This window comes from Paenibacillus dendritiformis (assembly GCF_945605565.1).
GTDB classification, from domain to species: Bacteria; Bacillota; Bacilli; order Paenibacillales; family Paenibacillaceae; genus Paenibacillus_B; species Paenibacillus_B dendritiformis_A.
The window spans coordinates 423,187-440,750 of record NZ_OX216966.1; the positions used below are offsets into that span (position 1 = coordinate 423,187).

The 17,564-nt window shown below is 55.6% G+C and carries 15 protein-coding genes; 2 read left to right on the top strand and 13 right to left on the bottom strand.

The features are described 5' to 3' along the window. Positions 1-518 precede the first annotated feature (518 nt). From NNL35_RS01725 to NNL35_RS01760, 8 genes are all read right to left on the bottom strand, one after another. Entirely contained in the window at positions 519-755 is a 237-nt protein-coding gene (locus NNL35_RS01725) for a hypothetical protein (protein WP_006676196.1), read from the bottom strand. A 140-nt stretch (positions 756-895) separates the two neighbouring features. Then, positions 896-2,392 carry a hypothetical protein gene (locus tag NNL35_RS01730; protein ID WP_006676195.1) on the bottom strand — a complete coding sequence of 499 codons (1,497 nt, stop codon included), beginning with the start codon at positions 2,390-2,392 and terminating at the stop codon, positions 896-898. Positions 2,393-2,440: 48 nt separating this feature from the next. Beyond that, a complete protein-coding gene (locus NNL35_RS01735) occupies positions 2,441-3,277 on the bottom strand; it encodes a Gfo/Idh/MocA family oxidoreductase (protein WP_006676194.1) in 837 nt (278 codons plus the stop codon). Then, complete coding sequence (locus tag NNL35_RS01740; RefSeq protein WP_006676193.1) at positions 3,274-4,353, bottom strand: Gfo/Idh/MocA family protein; 1,080 nt, start codon at positions 4,351-4,353, stop codon at positions 3,274-3,276. Before NNL35_RS01740 ends, NNL35_RS01735 begins: the two co-directional genes overlap by 4 nt. Positions 4,354-4,369: 16 nt before the next feature. Beyond that, positions 4,370-5,197 (bottom strand): carbohydrate ABC transporter permease, encoded by an 828-nt coding sequence (locus NNL35_RS01745; RefSeq protein WP_006676192.1) that lies wholly within the window; start codon positions 5,195-5,197, stop codon positions 4,370-4,372. 1 nt (position 5,198) lies between these two features. After that, positions 5,199-6,152: a carbohydrate ABC transporter permease gene (locus NNL35_RS01750; protein ID WP_006676191.1), complete on the bottom strand. Its 954-nt coding sequence runs from the start codon at positions 6,150-6,152 to the stop codon at positions 5,199-5,201. Between the two features lie 96 nt (positions 6,153-6,248). Further along, positions 6,249-7,577 (bottom strand): ABC transporter substrate-binding protein, encoded by a 1,329-nt coding sequence (locus tag NNL35_RS01755; RefSeq protein ID WP_040730742.1) that lies wholly within the window; start codon positions 7,575-7,577, stop codon positions 6,249-6,251. 91 nt (positions 7,578-7,668) lie between these two features. Beyond that, positions 7,669-8,652 (bottom strand): helix-turn-helix transcriptional regulator, encoded by a 984-nt coding sequence (locus NNL35_RS01760; RefSeq protein ID WP_006676189.1) that lies wholly within the window; start codon positions 8,650-8,652, stop codon positions 7,669-7,671. Between the two features lie 163 nt (positions 8,653-8,815). On the opposite strand from NNL35_RS01760, the gene NNL35_RS01765 reads away from it, so the two are divergent. Further along, complete coding sequence (locus NNL35_RS01765; RefSeq protein WP_254552867.1) at positions 8,816-10,021, top strand: acyltransferase family protein; 1,206 nt, start codon at positions 8,816-8,818, stop codon at positions 10,019-10,021. 342 nt (positions 10,022-10,363) lie between these two features. Continuing rightward, positions 10,364-11,566: an MGDG synthase family glycosyltransferase gene (locus tag NNL35_RS01770; RefSeq protein ID WP_006676187.1), complete on the top strand. Its 1,203-nt coding sequence runs from the start codon at positions 10,364-10,366 to the stop codon at positions 11,564-11,566. Positions 11,567-12,093: 527 nt separating this feature from the next. On the opposite strand, the gene NNL35_RS01775 is transcribed toward NNL35_RS01770, so the two are convergent. The 5 genes from NNL35_RS01775 to NNL35_RS01795 form a co-directional block, all read right to left on the bottom strand. Continuing rightward, positions 12,094-13,641 (bottom strand): DUF4129 domain-containing protein, encoded by a 1,548-nt coding sequence (locus NNL35_RS01775; RefSeq protein ID WP_006676186.1) that lies wholly within the window; start codon positions 13,639-13,641, stop codon positions 12,094-12,096. Further along, positions 13,631-14,749 carry a DUF58 domain-containing protein gene (locus NNL35_RS01780; RefSeq protein ID WP_254552869.1) on the bottom strand — a complete coding sequence of 373 codons (1,119 nt, stop codon included), beginning with the start codon at positions 14,747-14,749 and terminating at the stop codon, positions 13,631-13,633. Before NNL35_RS01780 ends, NNL35_RS01775 begins: the two co-directional genes overlap by 11 nt. 5 nt (positions 14,750-14,754) lie before the next feature. Then, positions 14,755-15,714 (bottom strand): AAA family ATPase, encoded by a 960-nt coding sequence (locus tag NNL35_RS01785; RefSeq protein ID WP_006676184.1) that lies wholly within the window; start codon positions 15,712-15,714, stop codon positions 14,755-14,757. A gap of 227 nt (positions 15,715-15,941) precedes the next feature. Further along, positions 15,942-16,640, bottom strand: a complete 699-nt coding sequence (locus NNL35_RS01790) for an ABC transporter permease (protein WP_006676183.1) — start codon at positions 16,638-16,640, stop codon at positions 15,942-15,944. Next, positions 16,633-17,556: an ABC transporter ATP-binding protein gene (locus NNL35_RS01795; protein ID WP_006676182.1), complete on the bottom strand. Its 924-nt coding sequence runs from the start codon at positions 17,554-17,556 to the stop codon at positions 16,633-16,635. The genes NNL35_RS01790 and NNL35_RS01795 overlap by 8 nt, the downstream gene beginning before the upstream one ends. Positions 17,557-17,564 lie beyond the last annotated feature (8 nt).

Genomic DNA, 17,564 nt, shown 5'->3' on the forward strand with positions numbered 1-17,564 from the left:
GTTCAAAAAAGGGTGCCTCTTGGAACACTATGTAACTCAGAAGCTAACTTTTTGAACATCCTCTTTCGAGGCCCTGCCAGGACGGTTCGGGCAGCCGTCTTCGCCCTATGCGCCTGGCATAAGCCGTTGACTGCGTTACGAGGAACAGCCTGATCAATGACAAACGTTACAGGACTCAGTGTTATTTTGTCAGATGACAGGCAGGGCTAATGTGACTTTAATCACATCTTATCAGAATAGAGTGAGCAAATTGCGAACTTTGTGCCATTGTTCACAAAAGCTTAAAAATTAAACTTGAGCTGGAAGAGAAAAGGCATAGCATTACCGCAAAAGGAAGCGGTTGATATCTACTTTTTCTTTATCTTTTTCCATAAAATACTATCAAAAAATGTGCAAAAAGAGGCCTTGAGAGCCAAAGCTACATCAAGGAATCAAGTTGATCAGTAATAAGAACACAAAATAGCCGCAAGGGATCGCGGCCAAGTCACGTCAAAATATAAAATTTTTATTCCAACGACCTAACTTACTTTGGAAATTTCCACGGTCAAAATAAACATCAACGCAAAAAGGATTAACATCCAGATCGCCACATTCAAATTTTTTCTAATCTCGAACATACCAATAATCCAAAGCATGGCCGTAATCGAAACCATAACCCGGAAATGGGAACTAGGACTATTTGTGATAATCCCTTCTATGGCAGGCAAAAGAACGATTGCTAGCGTTACATGATACCAAAGCGGCTTTTTGTTCATACTCCCTCCCCCTTCCCAAATGTTGGGTTCAATATCCATTGTAGCAAAACTCGCCAAGGGGATTCCGGAGTCTGTAAAAAACCGACCACCCCCGAAAACGATCCTGCATCCCGGGAGTGGACGGTTATCATCCGATTCAGTTAATGATTCTTCTTCCCTACCGTCACAATGGTATCCGCCTTAATTGCATTGGCCGGCTGATCCTTGTTATACAGCCAGTAAGACGGCGTATCCGTCACCTGTTGAATCCGCAAGCGAAATTCCTTCTTCGGCAGCCGATCCCATTCGATAATCAACATATTGCCGTCGACGGCAATATGCTCCGGAGGGACGGGCGTCTCCCCCTCTTCGGTTATCATATGCAGACTGCCGGGAAGCTTGGCGGAGGACTCATCGATTCGCTTCTGGAACGAAATGACCGCCTTATGATGCCGCGGACGGGCAACGGTGACCGGAACGGGCGCTTCCTCGTACATATATTTGCCGAGATGATATTCATAGGCTGTCCATGTACGGAATCCCATCTGCGCGGCCTCGCGGCCGAACGAGTCGTACCAAGCGCGGTCCTTCACCATTCCCAGCGACGAGCCGATATCGGCCTGCACGCCAAGCGGAATATCCGGGTGAACGGCACGAATCTGATCGACAAAGCTCTGATAGCTGCGGATATACTGCGGCGGAAGCGCGTCCTGGGGCTTAATCCAGTCGGGCCAGTGCGTCTGCAGGATATGCAGATCCGGCCGGACCGCCGATATCATCTCTGCGGCATCGAGGCCCTGCATCTCACGCAGCTCATCCACGGCATTCGGGCCGGCGTCGATCGCGAGCGACCAGGTCGCGACGAGAATATCCTTTCTCGCGTCCCGCACCCCGTCTTTCCCGTTCATCAGCTTATCCAGGAAACCATTGACGGCCCCGACCCGGAACTCGATCCAATCCTCATACAGTTCGACATTCGTCAAATAGAAGTCAGGATCATCCGGATCGATGAAATTCGGAATGCGCTCATGCCCGTACTGCTTGCGGAAGGCCGCTTGGGCAAGCGGGCCGACATCGCCGTACACGCCGCGATCGATGCCGTCCCACTCCGGAAAGTAAGGCTCTGCGACTTCAATGCCGTCGAACGGGATCTCCCGGATTAGGCCGGCCAGCTTCTCCTTCTTCCACTGCACATAAGCTTCGCTATGCGGGGAGAAGCGGTAATACCCGTCATTCACCGGGGTCAACAGCTCCATCTGCCAGCTCGGCCAATCGGCGGGGAAGCCTTCGACAGAGTACGATCCGTTGCCGAGAACAAGCGCCCAGACGAACAACCCTCTCTCCTGAAAAGCCTCGACAAGCTCGCGGTTAACCTGGTTCTCATTGACGACGAAATACCGGACGGACGTGTATCCGTTCTGCACAATCTCATCGGCGATGCTCGCTGCCGACCGATTTTGATAATAACGGAATCCCGGATCGACCTGAATGGTCGGGCCTAATAAGGCTGAAGCCTTGCCTGAGCCGAGGCCTGCCCCCTGCCCGCCTTGCTCGGCAGCATTCCCGCTTCCGGCAGGCAGCAGCCAAAAGAGGACGGTTAGTGTGAGCAAGCAGATTCCCGCTTGGCGATATGATCGGCGCTGGCGGAATATGAACATATTGAACACCCCCTATAACGGACGATTAAGATGCTCCCTGAGTGTCGACTATGGCAGCTCGACCCACACATTGGGCCGCTGGGCGGCCAGCATGCCATACTCGATGATGGTGATGATAGCGACGGTCTGGTCAGAAGGAACCGGAGCTCGCCCCGTCTCGAAGAAGGCAACCAGCTCTTGAATGAACAGCTGGAAAAAATCCGATTCCGGCTTCAGGATCCGGCAGCTCCCCGATGCGTAGGCTACCGCGGTCGTGAACGAGCAATCGCCGCCCAGATGATGCATCGTCGCCTGCCGGCCATCCTTGAATTCGATCAGGAGCGCGGGCGCCATCCCGGTCCCGATGAACATGACGCGCTTCGCTTCCGTTCCCATTAGCGAGACGATCGGTTCGATCTGATGGATGGAATAATTCTCGAACGCGCCGGGACCCCAGGTGCAGATCGTCTCGATTCCGGAGGGCTCGGCTTCGCGGTATTCCGCCGCGAACCGCAAGGCCGAGGAGGAGTACATCGGCGTGCCGTGCTGGGCGGCACGCTCGAACAGGCGCAGCGCTGTCGCCCGATCCGGCGCGAAGGTCTTGTCGATGTACGTCGGCTTCCCCGATGCCAGCGGCAGTTGGGCGAGCGCTTCATGATGCTCCGGGTTGTCGGGCGACAGCACGATAAGATAATCGCTCTCCGCCACGACCTCTTCCACCGTATGGCGCAAGGCGACGCCGTGCTTCTCGCACCATGCCGCGTTGCTCAACCCGCGTTCGGCATCCTTCATCCCGTAAGCATATGCGACTTCCATCGTTCCGCCGGAAGCGGCCCGAATCCAGTCCGGGTACTTGTTCGCATGCCATTCGTCCAAATAATAATCGATGAACCCGATCTTCTTCATGCCCGCGCTCCCTCTTTCACGAATGAGATCTCTCGCCCTTGATCCGAAGAATCATAGATGGCCTGAATCATTTTGGCCGTCAGGATGACCGTATCAATATGGGACGGCAGCCGCTCGCCCGACTTGACGCAGGCGAGGAAGCTGTTGATCTCGTTCCGGAAATGATCGGTCTTCGTGAACTTCGGGGTGCTCTCCAGCAGGGCGCCATGCTTGGCGCTGTAGATCGTGAACTCGGCGCCGTACTGCAGCCGGATTCCCGCTTTGTCGCCCAGGAAGTCGATATACATCTCATCGACCCCGATATTTTGCGCCCAAGCGCCATTGACCGTAATTGAAGGTCCCGCTGTCCGGATCATTGCAGTGACGAAATCATCGACATCGTATGTCCCCTCATAATTGGGCGGCCCCGCCCACATGTTGAGGTAGGAGTAATTTTTCATATCCTTGCCCAGCTTGCAATACGTCTGCCCTGTCACCGTCTGCGGCTCCGGATCGCCTGCGCAGTACATGACGATGTCGAGAAAGTGCACGCCCCAGTCAATCAGCGCGCCCCCGCCGGCGACAGCCTTGGTCGTGAAGTCGCCCCCCAGTCCAGGAATCGAGCGCTGCGCGCGGAAGCTGACGTACACGTGGTACAGATCGCCCAGCTCTCCGTCCTCGATCATCTTCTTAATAATATTTACTCCCGTGTTAAACCGATTCACGACGCCGATATTCAGCGTCATTCCGGTCTCATGCTGCACCTTCTGCATCTCCAGCGCTTCCTCGTACGTGCGGGCTGCCGGCTTCTCGCACAGCACATGCTTCCCTGCCCGCATGCAGTCGATCGCGATCGAGGCGTGGCAATGGTTCGGGGTGCATATGGAGACGGCTTCGACATCCGGATCGTCCAGGATAACGCGATAATCTTCAATCGCAATGCCGCAGCCGTATTTCTCGGCCGCTTGCTCTGCCCGCTCCTTGCGAATATCGCAGAAATATTTGATCTCGGCATCCGAATTGGCCAGATAAGCCGGAATGTGGGCGCTGTTGGCAATCGTTCCGCAGCCGATGATGGCTACTACTGTTTTACTCATTTCGACATCCCTCCTATTATTTGAAGCCGGTTAAGGCTGAACCGGATTGCATGAAGTATTTCTGGCCGAAGAAATAGAGAAGAATCATCGGCACCGCCATAATCGTGGAAGCCGCCATCAGCTTCTCCCACTGGGCCCCGTGATCCTGCTGGAAGCTCTGCAATCCGACCGTTATCGTCCATTTGGCCGAGTCATTCAGATAGATCAGCGGGCCCATAAAATCAACATAGGACCATACAAAGGAAAACAAGGCCACGGTGACCAGGGCAGGCTTCAGAATCGGCAAGATGATCTTTGCGTAGATGCGAAGCTCGGAAGCCCCGTCAATCTTCGCCGCCTCGGACAGCTCGGCCGGCACCCCCATCAGGAACTGGCGCAACAGGAAGATGAAGAACGGCGCCCCGAAGAACGCTCCGATCGTAAGCGGGAGAATCGTATTCACCCAGCCCAGCTTCGTAAAAATGATATACTGCGGAATCATCTGCACCTGCGCCGGCAGAATCATCGTGGCGACCACGATCGAGAAAATGATGTTCCGTCCGCGCCACGGAATCCGGGATATCGAATAGGCTACCAACGGAGCCGAGAACAATTGCCCAATAATATTCAGGGCGCAGATGAGGAACGTGTTCATCATATAACGGGTGAACGGAATCGCCTCGAACGCCGCTTTATAGTTGGACCATTGGAACGTCTCCGGCAAAATGCGCGGAGGAAGCTGGAAGATCTCATCCGGCGTCTTCAACGAGGTCATCACCAGCCACAAAAACGGAAACAAAAAGAGGATGGAAAACAGAATCAGCACGGCATGGGGCAAAATATGCTTCCGCAACCGGATGGCCATCTTAATCACCTCCGTAATAGACCCAGCGGCCCGATGTCTTCAAGAGCACGAACGTAATCAGCAATACAATCAGGAATAAAATCCAGGCGAGCGCCGAAGCGTAGCCCATTTTCAAATAGACGAACGCTTCCTGATACAGATTGACCGCGTAGAAGAGCAAGGACTGATCCGGTCCGCCCAGCGATTTGCCACCGTCCACCTTGCCTCCGGCCAATATGTAAGACTCCGTAAAGATCTGGAATGCGCCAATCAGGCCCATAATGAGCTGGAACAAAATAATCGGCGACAGGGCGGGAACCGTAATTCTCCAGAACCGGTGCCACCAATTGGCACCGTCCACTTGCGCCGCTTCATAATATTGCTTCGGAACCCCCTGCAGGGCCGCCAGGAAAATCAAGGCGCCTGCCCCGGAGCCCCATAAGCTCATCAGAATCAGTGACGGCTTCGTATACCGGGGATCGAGCAGCCAGGCGGGATCGGGGAGACCGAGCGAACGAAGCACCATATTGATCAGGCCGAAGTCCGGGTTGAGCATCCATGTCCACAGGAGCGCACTGGCGACGATCGGAATGACCGACGGCAAATAAAAAATCGTCCGGTAATAGTTGATGCCCTTCACCTTCGTATTCAGGAGCAGCGCAATGAGCAGGGAGCATGTTAACGTAATCGGCACCGAAATAAACGCCATGAAAAACGTGTTGCCCAGCGACTTGTAGAAGCCGCTGTCGGCGATGATCTGCTTGTAATTATCAAGACCGACCCATCTCGGCGGACTGAACAGATCGTAGTCCGTCAGACTGAAATAAAGGGATCCGAAGAACGGGTATACGGTAAAAACGAGAAATCCGATAATCCAGGGGGAAGCGAATGCCAGGCCAAGATAAACATAATGACGCTCCTTCTTCGACCAGCCGGTTCTCTTCCCCTGTTGCGCAACGGGCGTGGAGACTCTCATCTTCGCAGCTCTCCTTTCGTCAGCATTACTCGCCGGGCTTATGACGGCTCCGATCCGGGGCATTGCTGCAGCGGACCGGAGCCATGCGGCCGAACTCTATTTCACGAGCGGCTGAATCTTGTCCTTGACCTTCTTCAAGCCTTCCTCCATGCTGATGCTGCCTCGCAAAATCGCGTCATACTGGACGCCGAACTCGGTCATATACTCATTCGCGAAGGAAGTGGCAGGGAAGGACTGCAGATTGCCGCTTGATGAGTAATCCAGGAACTCCTTGAATCCCGGCACGTCGGCATAGAGCGGATTCGTGAATGCGGACGTTCTCGTCGGGAGATTCCCGATCGCAGCCGTAAATTCAGCCATTTGCTCCGGCTCGGTAATCCACTTCAAGAACTTCCAGGAGGCATCCGGATGCTTCGCGCCCTTCGGAATATAGAACACGCTCGTCGCTACATTCCCCGGATTCTTCATGTCCGGATTGTTCTCATCATACGGAATCGGCGCAATGCCGTAATTCAGATTCGGCGCGAATTGCTTAATGAAGGTCGGCAGCCATTCGCCGTCGATCGTCATGGCATATTTGCCGGAGAAGAACGGATTCTGCGCGGACATATATTGTCCAAGACCCGAAGAGAACCGATCCAGATTGTCAGACCCGTATTGATCCCAGATACTCTTGGATAGCTCAATGGCCGCTTTCACGCCCGGATGATCCGGCGTCACCTGCTTCGCTTCGGCATCGTAGAACGAACCGCTGTACGCATAGGCGAAGGTGTACGCATCCATTCCCGGCCATAGTCCGAGACGCTGAAGGCGTCCTCCGTCCTCCACGATGCTCAGCGCCTTGATATATTGCTTCAGCTCGCCGATCGTAGCCGGAGGACCGTCGAAGCCCGCCTCGCCCAATATATCTTTGTTATAGAACAGCATCGACACGTGCATCGCAATCGGAATGGCGTAAGTCGTGCCCTCATACTGCGATGTGCTCAATGCCGCCGGAACGAAATCTTGCAGATCGACGCCATCCTGGGCAATATAATCATCCAGCGGCATCATGGCGCCGCGCAGTCCCCAAGGCACCACATTCTGGCCGAATTGCGAGGCGATATCCGGAGGATTGCCGCCGGTAATCGCCGTGAGCTGCTTCTGATAGTCGCTCTGCGACAGCCCCTTCACCTGGATGCCGGGATTGGCCGCATTCCACTTGGCGATCAGCTTCTCAATCGCTTCTCCCTCCGGCCCGGTCCATCCGTACCAGAAGCTGAGCTCTACCGCGTCGGCGGAAGAACCGTTGTCTGTCCCGCCGGCTTCGCTCCCCTTGTTCTGGGAGCTGCCGTCCGCATTCTGGGAATTGCCGCCAGAGCATCCGGATACAATCGAGATCATAAGAACGAGAGCAAGACACCACATCACCGATTTTCTTCTCATACTTCATCCCCCCGTAATGGTGAATCGAACAACCGTCTGCGACCCTGTTAGGCTAACAAGTACCCATATGGTAGCATGTAAACGCTTTATTTCATTTCACTTTTGTCTGTATAAGTGGGATTATCGTATGATTGTCATTCTTTGGCTGCACGGCTTGCTTGCGGAAATAGGTAGGAGAGATGCCCGTATATTTTTTGAAGATTCTGCAAAAATAAGAGAGTTCGTTGAAGCCTGTCGAATAGCACACATCCGTTACGGACAGCTCCGGCCGCATTAGCATGCCGATTGCATGGAAGATGCGAAGATCGGTGACATAGCGGTTGAACGTCTTGCCTGTCCATTCCTTGAACAGCCCGCAGAAGGTCGACCGCGACAGATTCGCGATCGAGCATAACGTATCGAGCTTCAAATTTTCTTGATAATTCGTATGGATGTATTCGATCACCCCGGTCATAATATTTTTATATTTTTCCGATTTCTCGAACCCCGCATCGACCAGCTCCCGATTCACCTGCCGAACCAGGATGGACAGCAGCAGAAGCAGGTTTGCTTTCAATAAGATCTGAAAAAAGGGAGATCGCCTCTCATACTCCGCCAGCATCTCCCTCATCAGATTTCGAACCCTGACCTCGATTACGTTCTCCAGCGTAATTCTGGACTGGATGCGGCTCTCCCTTCGTAAAAAATACTCGACATAAGCTACATCAAAAAAAGAATGATCCGCCGGCTTCTCTTCCAACCGTTCGTTGATAAAGGAGGGCATAAATTCACAGCCGTATATTTCAAGCTCCTGCTCCGAAGGAATCTCTACGCTATGCAAGGTAAACGGAGAGACGACAAAAATATCCCCCGCCGCAATCGCGAACCGCTCGCCGCTCACCGTATGATGGAAGGCTCCTCTAGCGACATACCAGATCTGAAAGTAGTCGTGGCAGTGGATCATTAAGCTCGGTTGGGCCGTCAATCGATACATTTTGCAGGGCAAGTCCTCCAGCATTTCCATCTTGGAATTGAAATAAATAATGCCGGAACGAGTCAATTCATCAATATCAGCGATGTTCCATTGAAGTGCCAATGATATTCACTCCTTCATATTCCGCTATATGTGCTCGGCCATTCGAATACTTCTCTTCCTTGTAACCGTTTTCCTATGATCGTATGCAAAAATTTAAACATCTCGCTCCAAAAAGAGATTACAATGAAAGTGAAGAGAGGAACGTCGATATGGAGGAGTGGGGATGCCCATGAAGCCCAAAATCGTATACTTGGACGGTGTAAGAGGATTGGCCGCTTGCATCGTGGTGATATGCCACTTCTTTCAGGTGTTTCTTCCGTCTGTCTTTGAAGGCAGACCGGAGATTGCGCATTTCGCCTTCGAGGCGACAGCCGCGCAGACCCCAATCAATCTGCTGTATAACGGTAACTTTTCTGTATGCCTGTTCTTCGTGCTAAGCGGTTACGTGCTGAGCTATCGTTATTTTCAGACCAAAGACCGCCTGCCTCTCTACTCCTCCGCAGCTCGAAGATACTTCCGCTTGGCCGTGCCCGCTTTTCTGTCCGTTGTCTTGGCTTATCTGGCAATCATCGGCGGATTCGGGTTCTATGACGACCTTCAAGGGATTACCCTCTCCTCCATGCCCGATCCGTTCGCGGCCGATACCGGCGTATGGACGATGCTGACAGAGAGCCTGTTCCATACCTTCTTCACTTATGGCTCGCAATACAATCCCGTGCTCTGGACGATGACGTACGAGCTGTTCGGGTCCTTTTTGATCTTCTCGTTCCTGCTGCTGCTCGGGAAGCGCAAGCTTCGGTTCGCCGTCTATGCGCTCCTGATCTGGTTCTGGATCGACTCTTACTATTTGGGATTTGTGCTGGGCATGCTGCTGAGCGATCTCAAGCATAGCGACCGGAACTGGCTGGCCGCCATCAACCGGCCCTGGATCCATGTGATATTGGTCATCGCCGGCATATACCTGGGCTCTTACCCTTATTGGAGTCCGCAGGGAACCGTGTATTCCATCCTCGTATGGGAAGCGCCCGGATTCTCCTTCTTCGAGTTCTACCATGTCATCGGATCGTTCCTGATCCTGACGGCCCTATTGAACTCCAGCCGGATGCAGACCCTGTTCAACCGCAAGCTGTTCGCCTATTTGGGCAAAATATCGTTCTCGCTGTATCTCGTGCATTTTACTATTATATGTTCCCTCGGCAGCTATATCTTCTTGCAGCTCCATTCCGTGCTGCCTTACGGGATGAGCGTCCTGCTGGCGATGCTGAGTACGCTGCCGGTGATATTTGCCGTGGCCCATCTCTTCGAGCGGTTCGTCGATGCCAAGACGCTAGCCCTGCTCTCGCGATGGAGCAAGCGGCTGTTCGGCACTGCGAAGCGGCGAAGAAGGGAGCACACCGTACAGGGGGAGAGAACGGTTGGGATGGATTGAGAGCACCAGTGGCTGCATACGTCTCTTCTACATCGAATATAGTTATCTAGGGAGATGTCCCATTCATCTTTATATCGTATGGAAGCAGGCTGACTAACGGTCCTGATAATGATTTCATTTGAAAATATTATAAATTTTCAACCTTTTCTCATCATTCTTATTCTATGATGGAGCTTGTATGCATTATAGCCAGGTCCAAGACCCGCCAAAGGTCTAGGATCACAACCGCACTCCAGTCCATTTCCAGTCCGCCCCTTTTCGGATACGATTAGAGTAACAAATTCAGAGAGAAGAAGTAGCCAGAGATGGTGAAGTTATAGATAAAGGGAGATGTTAGGAAACATGTATGATCGGGGTTACGGTAAACAGCCGAAGGAGAAGGTGCTCGTTCTCGCAGGATCGCTCGGCCACGGCCATCTGCAAGCGGCTCACGCGATTCGGGAAGCGGCGCGCACCTGGTACCCGCAGGAGGCGGAAGTGCATGTCGTCGATTACTTGGAACAGGTGTCGCCGCATCTGCACACGGTCGGTTCGTACTGCTTCGTGCAATGGTTGAAAATGTTCCCGAATATGTACGGCTTTCTGTTCGAGATGACACGCCGGGATCATCGTTTCTCCCAGCTGATTAAAAATGTGCCGCTGACAAGTCTGCGTCCGCTCATCAAGCTGATTCGCGAGGTGCAGCCGACAATTATCGTCAGCACGTTCCCGGCGGCGAGCGCGGCGGTATCCCGCCTGAAGGAGCGCGGAGCTGTGCAATGCGGCCTGGTGACGGTCATCACCGACCATACCGATCACAGCTTCTGGATTCACCCCCATACCGACCGTTATCTGGTCGGCTCGGAGGAAGCCCGGGCCAAGCTGGCCGGACAAGGCATTCCCGCCTGCCGGATCGAGGTGTCCGGCATTCCGGTTCGTCCGGAGTTCTATGGAAACTATGACAAAGTCGCGCTTCGCCGCCGCTACGGCCTGGATCCGGATCGGATGACCGTGCTGCTGATGGGCGGTGGCTGCGGCCTGCTCGATCCCGATTTCTTCCGCGCAATGGAAGAAGCCGACTGGGCGGCCGACATGCAGTTCATCGTCATCTGCGGGCGGAACGAGCGGCTGCAGCGCCACCTCGAGGAGTGGGCGGCCTCGTCCTCGCTTCACATCCGGGTCGAAGGCTACGTGCAGCCGGTCCACGAATATATGGCGATGTCCGATCTGCTGATTACGAAGCCAGGCGGAGTGACGACGACCGAGGCGGTCGTTCAGCGGCTGCCGCTGCTCGTCTACAAGCCGCTGCCGGGCCAAGAGCAGGACAACATCCGCTATCTGGTCCGCAAGGGACTGGCCTGCCAAGCCGAGGACCCGGAGGATCTCGTGTCCCAGCTCTCGTCCTTCGCTTCCCGGCCTGAAGCGCTGCAATGGATGAGCGTCCGCGCCCAGGCGGAACGCCAGCATACGCAAGCCCGCGTGCTGGAAGCGATTTTGCAGGTGGAGCGGCACCCGATTGTGCCGCGCAAGACGGCAAGACTTCGTTTCCGCCGCAATTACGTCTAATCTGCTAAATAAAAAACGGCCGTCAGGGTGCTCGCCCTGGCGGTTTTTTGCATGGGTTGAGGCGGTTCAGAGCGGGCTAGTTGGGAGGAGTGTGGAGGCGTTGGGACTAGTTTGGACTAGCTACTTCTGGTGTCTGATACGGTCTGCTGGTGTTCGTTGGTGTGGCGGATGTCTGCTCGTGCTTGCTGGTGTTCCCTGGAGTCTGCAGTACGCTGGGTATACACTGGTATGCGCATGTGCCTGCTTCCTCCCATATCCTGGCTTGCGATGCGTGCTATTCGTGTTTTCTCGCCAAAAATACTGCAAAATTACAGTTTTCTCATAGGAGCCCTTCTGGATGCGAGGGAATCCTGCAAATGTGCAGCAATTTCGCACCAAAGTCGCTTGACTAGCGTTTATCGGGGCAAATTGATGTAATTTTGCAGGATTTTTCCTAAATTCACCCTATACGCACCAAAAATGATGTAAAATAGCAGGAATTTTATAATCGAAAGAGAGCCGCCAGGGCTCCCTTTTATAAACTTGCCTCACTTCGTACCGCCTCGTATCTGGCGGACAAGCCGGTTCACCGTCTCGTCCGGAACGTCGCCCTTCCCGTATCGGGCTTCGGTGTAGGCATCGCCCAGCTCGCTCTCGACGGAACCGGTGTAGGCGTCAACCAACTCGATCTCAACGGCTCCTCTGTACCCGTCGCCCAGTTCGCTCTCGCCGCCTTGACCGCCCCTCGCTCCCCGCTCCTCCCATTGCCGAAGATGCTCCATCGTCTCCTTCGGCGTGCGGCCCGGGTCAGGCTTATACCCTTGCCCGATTGCCTGGCGTAGCCGCTCCCGGTACAGGAAGCGGACACGCTCGCGATTCGTCTTCAGGTCGTCATAGCGCTCCCGGCGCCAGCGGCGCGTGGTCTGCGCCCACGGCTTCATGACGCGGCGGCGAAGCTTCTCCCATTCGAACGTGGAGGATTGTTCGTCGACATAGTCGGCCGGCTCCGGCTCTGCTTCCCGCTTGCGCAAAAATCGCAGCAGCGCATCCCAGGCCTGCGGGAACAGCTTCTTCATCAGGAAGCGCAGCAGGAACCACGTTCCGACCATCGCACCGACAGCCAAAGCGACCCAGAAGACGACGGTAATGACACGCTCCAGCAGCTTCCAGAACAAACTCGGCTCGGCGTTCGCATCGGCCCCGAATAGAGGCATCTGCGGTGCGGCCTGCGGCGGCGGTGGCTCGTCCATGACGACCTGCTCGCTCCCTGAGAAGATCCATCCGAGTAGCATGCGCGTCCACTCCATCAGTGTGTCCATCGCCGTCCCGAAGGTGAAGGCGACGATAAGCACCAGCGCAAGGAAGAACAGAATGACATAGGACGCATTGAGGCGCATCACCTGAGCCGGAACGGAGCCGCGGGCCTCTGCGCTGTAATTCGCCTTGTTCAGCTGCCCCCAGTTCATCTGCCACAGCGTGCCGAAGACGAACAGCACCCCGACGGCGGCCAGATGCGGCTGCAGCGCACGCAGCTCCGGGCGGAAAAAGGAGAGCGCAAATACAAGAAAATACATGCCGAGCGCCGCCCAGTTCCAATGCACGGTATCTCCGAACGCTGACCGGCTCGCCACAGCCGACGTCCCTCTTGCAAATACGAGAAAGCCGACTGCATACACCGCTATCATCGACAGCCGAAGCGGTACTACGGCCGCCAGCGCGGCGCTGCCGGCCACGAATAACAGCAGCAGCCAGAGGCGAAGCCGCTTGAAGCGCGCCGCAGACTGGAGCGCCGTCCCCGCGGCCGCGCAGGCCGGCCATAGTCCGTACCACAGATGAGATCCGGCCTCTTCGGGCGCCGCATACACGCTGATCAGCAGCAGGACCGGGAACAGGATGAGATAATCGAGCAGCGCCCGCAGCAGCGAAATCCCGAAGTCTCGCCCCCGATTCCAATACCAACCGCGGCTGTCTTCCCGGTTGAAGTCCCGCTTTCGTTCCCGATTGCCTTCGCGGTTCAATTCCCGGCTGTTTTCACGGTTCAGTTCCCCGCTCTGATTCCGGCTTCGTTCCAAATCCTTTTCCCGGCTATTGAGCATGTCGCACCTCCTCTTCCTGCGGCTTCATAGCGGGCTTCGGCAGCACGAGCCATTCCACGGCGCTGCCCCGCATGCGCATCCGGTTCGCAATCGCCTCGGCCTGACGGGAAGGCGGAAGCGGCGTCACGATAATATAGTCGGTATCCCCTGCCGGCTCCCATTGCGCGAGGAAGGTGGCGAACGTCATCGTCAGTTCCAGCTCCAGCTTCGCCATCCATTCGAACAGCTGGTGCAAATGCACCGTTCCCGCTCCGGGCGGAAAGGTCAGCGCGGTCCCTCTAGTATGGCCGGGCAAGTTTCCGTTGCAGCTGACGCCCGTCTCCATCCCCTGCTTCACCGTCGCATGAGCGATGGAAGCCGCATAAGACAGCGCCTTCTCGACCTGCTCCGGAATCGTCACCTTCGACCACATCCCGTCCGATGTCTCGAAGTTGACCAGAATCATCAGCTTGCGGTCGGCCGTATAATCGAACTTGTGTACTTGAAGACTGTTGGTGCGGGCCGTCGCCTTCCAATGCACCAATTTGAGCGTATCGCCCGGGCGGTACGGCCGGACGCCAGATTTCCAGAACGGATCCTCCAATATCCAGCGGCGTACAGGGATGTCCCCAATCCAGCTCTTCGTCGACAGCGGAAGCTGATCCAGAGGGATGAGGGCCGGGTACACGGTCAGCTCCAGCCCCAGCGGAATCCGGCGCACCGAATCGAACACGCCGAACGGATCGCCCGCCGTCATCGTGACACTGTCCAGCCGGTAGATCCCCCGCTTCACACATGTAATCTGATGACGCCGAATCACGCGTGTATACGGTTTCAATGCAAATAAGCTTCGATGGTTCTGGGAGAGCTCCCCGACGTCCATCTCCAGATTATGCTGCTTCCCGAAGCGAAGGGCGCTCGGAATCATCGACTCGAGCCGGACCCAAGGTAGCGGCAGCAGCTTGTCGTTGCCGATCGTTTCCGTCATCTCCACCGTCTCGCCGGCGAACAGCTTCTGCTTCGAAAATGTGCGGGTATAGGAGACCCGCCGCAGCGCCCAGCGTCTATACAGCATGCCCTGCGCAGCCAGCGCAAGGCCGAGGAACACAATCAACCAATGCAGCGGCATAGGCGTCACTCCGCCGCACGGGCTTCTGCCGGAACCGGCACCTGACTTACGATCTGGGCCAGGACGGATTCGGCTTGATCGTCCCGCGATCCGGCCGCATGGTGAAGGAGCAGGCGATGCGCCAGCACCGGAGCGGCCATCGCCTTCACATCATCCGGCGATACGTAATCCCGCCCGCGGATGACGGCAAAGGCCTGCACAGCGCGAAGCAGCGCCTGACTGGCCCGCGGACTGGCGCCCAGCGCGATGTCCGGGTGGCTGCGCGTCCGCTCGACAATGCCGAGCACATATTCGAGGATGGCATCGTCCACATGGACCCGGGTATATCCGGCGCGGGCCGCCTTGATATCCTCCCGCGTCGCCACCGGGGCAAGCTCCTGTATCGGATCCTCGGTGCGGAAGCGGGAGAGAATGCGCAGTCCTTCCTCGAACGTCGGATAGCCAAGCTTCAGCTTCAGCATGAAGCGGTCCAACTGGGCCTCAGGCAGCGGGAACGTGCCGAAATTGTCGAGCGGGTTCTGCGTCGCCAGCACGATGAACGGCTCTTCGAGCTGCATCGTGACGCCGTCGATGCTGACCTGACGCTCTTCCATGCATTCCAGCAGGCTGGACTGGGTGCGCGGCGTCGCCCGGTTAATCTCGTCAGCGAGCAGCAGGTTCGTGAAGACCGGACCCGGCCGGAACTCGAATTCGCCCCGCTTCTGGTTGTACACATTCATGCCGCTCAGATCGGTAGGCAGCAGATCTGGCGTGAATTGAATGCGCTTGAAGGTGCCGTCGATCGACTTGGCGATGGATTTGGCGAGCAGCGTCTTGCCTGTGCCCGGCACGTCCTCCAGCAGCACGTGGCCGCCAGTGAACAGGGCGACGAAGATGCGGTCCAGCGTATCGTCCTTGCCGACGATAACCTGCTGCACATTGCGCTTAATAGCTTGGGCAAGCGTATGAATACGGGATAAGTCCATAGATCGAAGCACCTCGTTTCCGTCGTGGTTACTGCTTCTATGTTACCCTTTTTTGGGAGACTCGGCTACGGTTAACCCTGAACAGGAGCGGCAAGGGCAAGCGAAAAGGGGATCTGAGGTTAAGGGAAATGGAAAGGGAGAAAGAGAAGGAATGGATCTGGCCATCCGTCGTTCAGTGGAGAGAATAGGCCAAGAGGAACGCAGCCTCCCGGCCGCGTTCCCCCGACTTATGTCGTCACATCGACATGCTCGATATTGCGGATAGTGAAGTAAGCGATCAATCCGCCAATGACCGCCAAAGTCAGAGGGATGAAGATAATCGACCCCAGCGAGAACCCGTTGGTGCTGGAGGTGATAATCGCCATCATCAGAATCGAAGAGACGATGGTCGCCGAGACCGAATGCTTCCGCATCCCGAAGAATAGCGGGATCAGTCCCATGCCGCTGGCGGCGATCGCATTGATGAAGGCCTTCAAGCCTTGGGAGGCGAGCGCCGATAACGGCAGGCCCCCGGGTACCAGATCGAGCCACCGGTTCAGGAGATAATAGCCGCTTGTCACGAACAGGGTAGACAGGATGATGGCGCAGAACGTGAAGACGACAACAATCGCCAGCTTGGCCGCGATAAGCTTCTTACGGTTGATCGGGTACATGAACAGCACCGTAATCGACTTGCTCCGGAATTCCTCGATGACGAAGCGCGAGAGCAGCACCGCCGCGAACACAATGAAGGTGCCGCGCACGATCGTGACGCCGAAGTCGAACGCCTCGAGCAGGCTGGTAAAGGCAGGAGTGCCCTCATCCACCTTCTGCACGAAGCTGACGAACAGCATGAAGAGGAGAATGATGGCGCTGGCGATGACGGCTCCGCGGATGTAGCCGCCGATCTTATATTTTTTCATTTCCAGCCTCATCAAGTTACGCATGGATGCCGCCTCCGTTCAATAAATTGAGGAAGTAGTCTTCCAGGGAGTGGTTTTTCTTATGAATCGACTCGATAATGACATCGTTCATGATCAGCGTCTTCGCAATCTCGTTCTGCGGCAGATCCGTGTCATATACCCGTATGACCTGCTCGTTCATCAACCGCAGGTTCGTGAGGTTCATCTTGTTCTCCAGCACGAACACCGCATGCTGGCTGTTCGCCGTGACGATCTCGATATAGGCGGCGTTCTGCTCCCTCACTTCCGCCATCCCCACCTCGGCGAGCAGCTTGCCATGATTGATGACGCCGATCGTATCGGCCATCTGCTCGATCTCCCCCAGCATATGGCTTGAAATGAGCAGTGTAATCCCGTATTCGCGGGACAGCATCCGGAACAGATCCCGCAGCTCCTTGATGCCGATCGGATCGAGTCCGTTAATCGGCTCGTCGAGCAGGAGCAGCTCCGGCTTCGTCGTGATGGCGCGGGCAATGCCAAGCCGCTGCTTCATCCCCAGGGAGAAGTCCTTGACCATTTTCTTGTCGATGCCGCGCAGATTGACCAGCTCCAGCGCCTCGTCAATCGCCTTTTTATCATGATATCCCATATATTCGCAGTGCAAATCCAGATTCTCGCGCGCCGTGAGCTTATCGTAGAAGATCGGATATTCGATAATCGATCCCATCCGTCCGAGCAGCTCATAGGACGTGTCCGTCAGCTTCTGCCCGAGAATTTCGATCTCGCCGCTGGTCGGCTTGACCAGATTCGTCATCATTTTCATCAAGGTCGTCTTGCCGGCGCCGTTCGGCCCGAGAAATCCGTAGATTTCCCCCCGCCGGATATTCATGCTGACTTCCGACACGACTTCATTGCCTTGATAGCTTTTCGTGACCCGATAGGTTCGCAATGCATAGGTCATCGCAATAA

Bases quoted from the DNA above. Each gene is read 5' to 3' on its own strand.
- NNL35_RS01795 (WP_006676182.1), bottom strand. From the start codon at position 17,556: ATGACCTATGCATTGCGAACCTATCGGGTCACGAAAAGCTATCAAGGC.
- NNL35_RS01735 (WP_006676194.1), bottom strand. From the start codon at position 3,277: ATGAAGAAGATCGGGTTCATCGATTATTATTTGGACGAATGGCATGCG.
- NNL35_RS01770 (WP_006676187.1), top strand. From the start codon at position 10,364: ATGTATGATCGGGGTTACGGTAAACAGCCGAAGGAGAAGGTGCTCGTT.
- NNL35_RS01785 (WP_006676184.1), bottom strand. From the start codon at position 15,714: ATGGACTTATCCCGTATTCATACGCTTGCCCAAGCTATTAAGCGCAAT.
- NNL35_RS01775 (WP_006676186.1), bottom strand. From the start codon at position 13,641: ATGCTCAATAGCCGGGAAAAGGATTTGGAACGAAGCCGGAATCAGAGC.
- NNL35_RS01780 (WP_254552869.1), bottom strand. From the start codon at position 14,749: ATGCCGCTGCATTGGTTGATTGTGTTCCTCGGCCTTGCGCTGGCTGCG.
- NNL35_RS01750 (WP_006676191.1), bottom strand. From the start codon at position 6,152: ATGAGAGTCTCCACGCCCGTTGCGCAACAGGGGAAGAGAACCGGCTGG.
- NNL35_RS01765 (WP_254552867.1), top strand. From the start codon at position 8,816: ATGCCCATGAAGCCCAAAATCGTATACTTGGACGGTGTAAGAGGATTG.
- NNL35_RS01725 (WP_006676196.1), bottom strand. From the start codon at position 755: ATGAACAAAAAGCCGCTTTGGTATCATGTAACGCTAGCAATCGTTCTT.
- NNL35_RS01740 (WP_006676193.1), bottom strand. From the start codon at position 4,353: ATGAGTAAAACAGTAGTAGCCATCATCGGCTGCGGAACGATTGCCAAC.
- NNL35_RS01790 (WP_006676183.1), bottom strand. From the start codon at position 16,640: ATGCGTAACTTGATGAGGCTGGAAATGAAAAAATATAAGATCGGCGGC.
- NNL35_RS01730 (WP_006676195.1), bottom strand. From the start codon at position 2,392: ATGTTCATATTCCGCCAGCGCCGATCATATCGCCAAGCGGGAATCTGC.
- NNL35_RS01745 (WP_006676192.1), bottom strand. From the start codon at position 5,197: ATGGCCATCCGGTTGCGGAAGCATATTTTGCCCCATGCCGTGCTGATT.
- NNL35_RS01755 (WP_040730742.1), bottom strand. From the start codon at position 7,577: ATGAGAAGAAAATCGGTGATGTGGTGTCTTGCTCTCGTTCTTATGATC.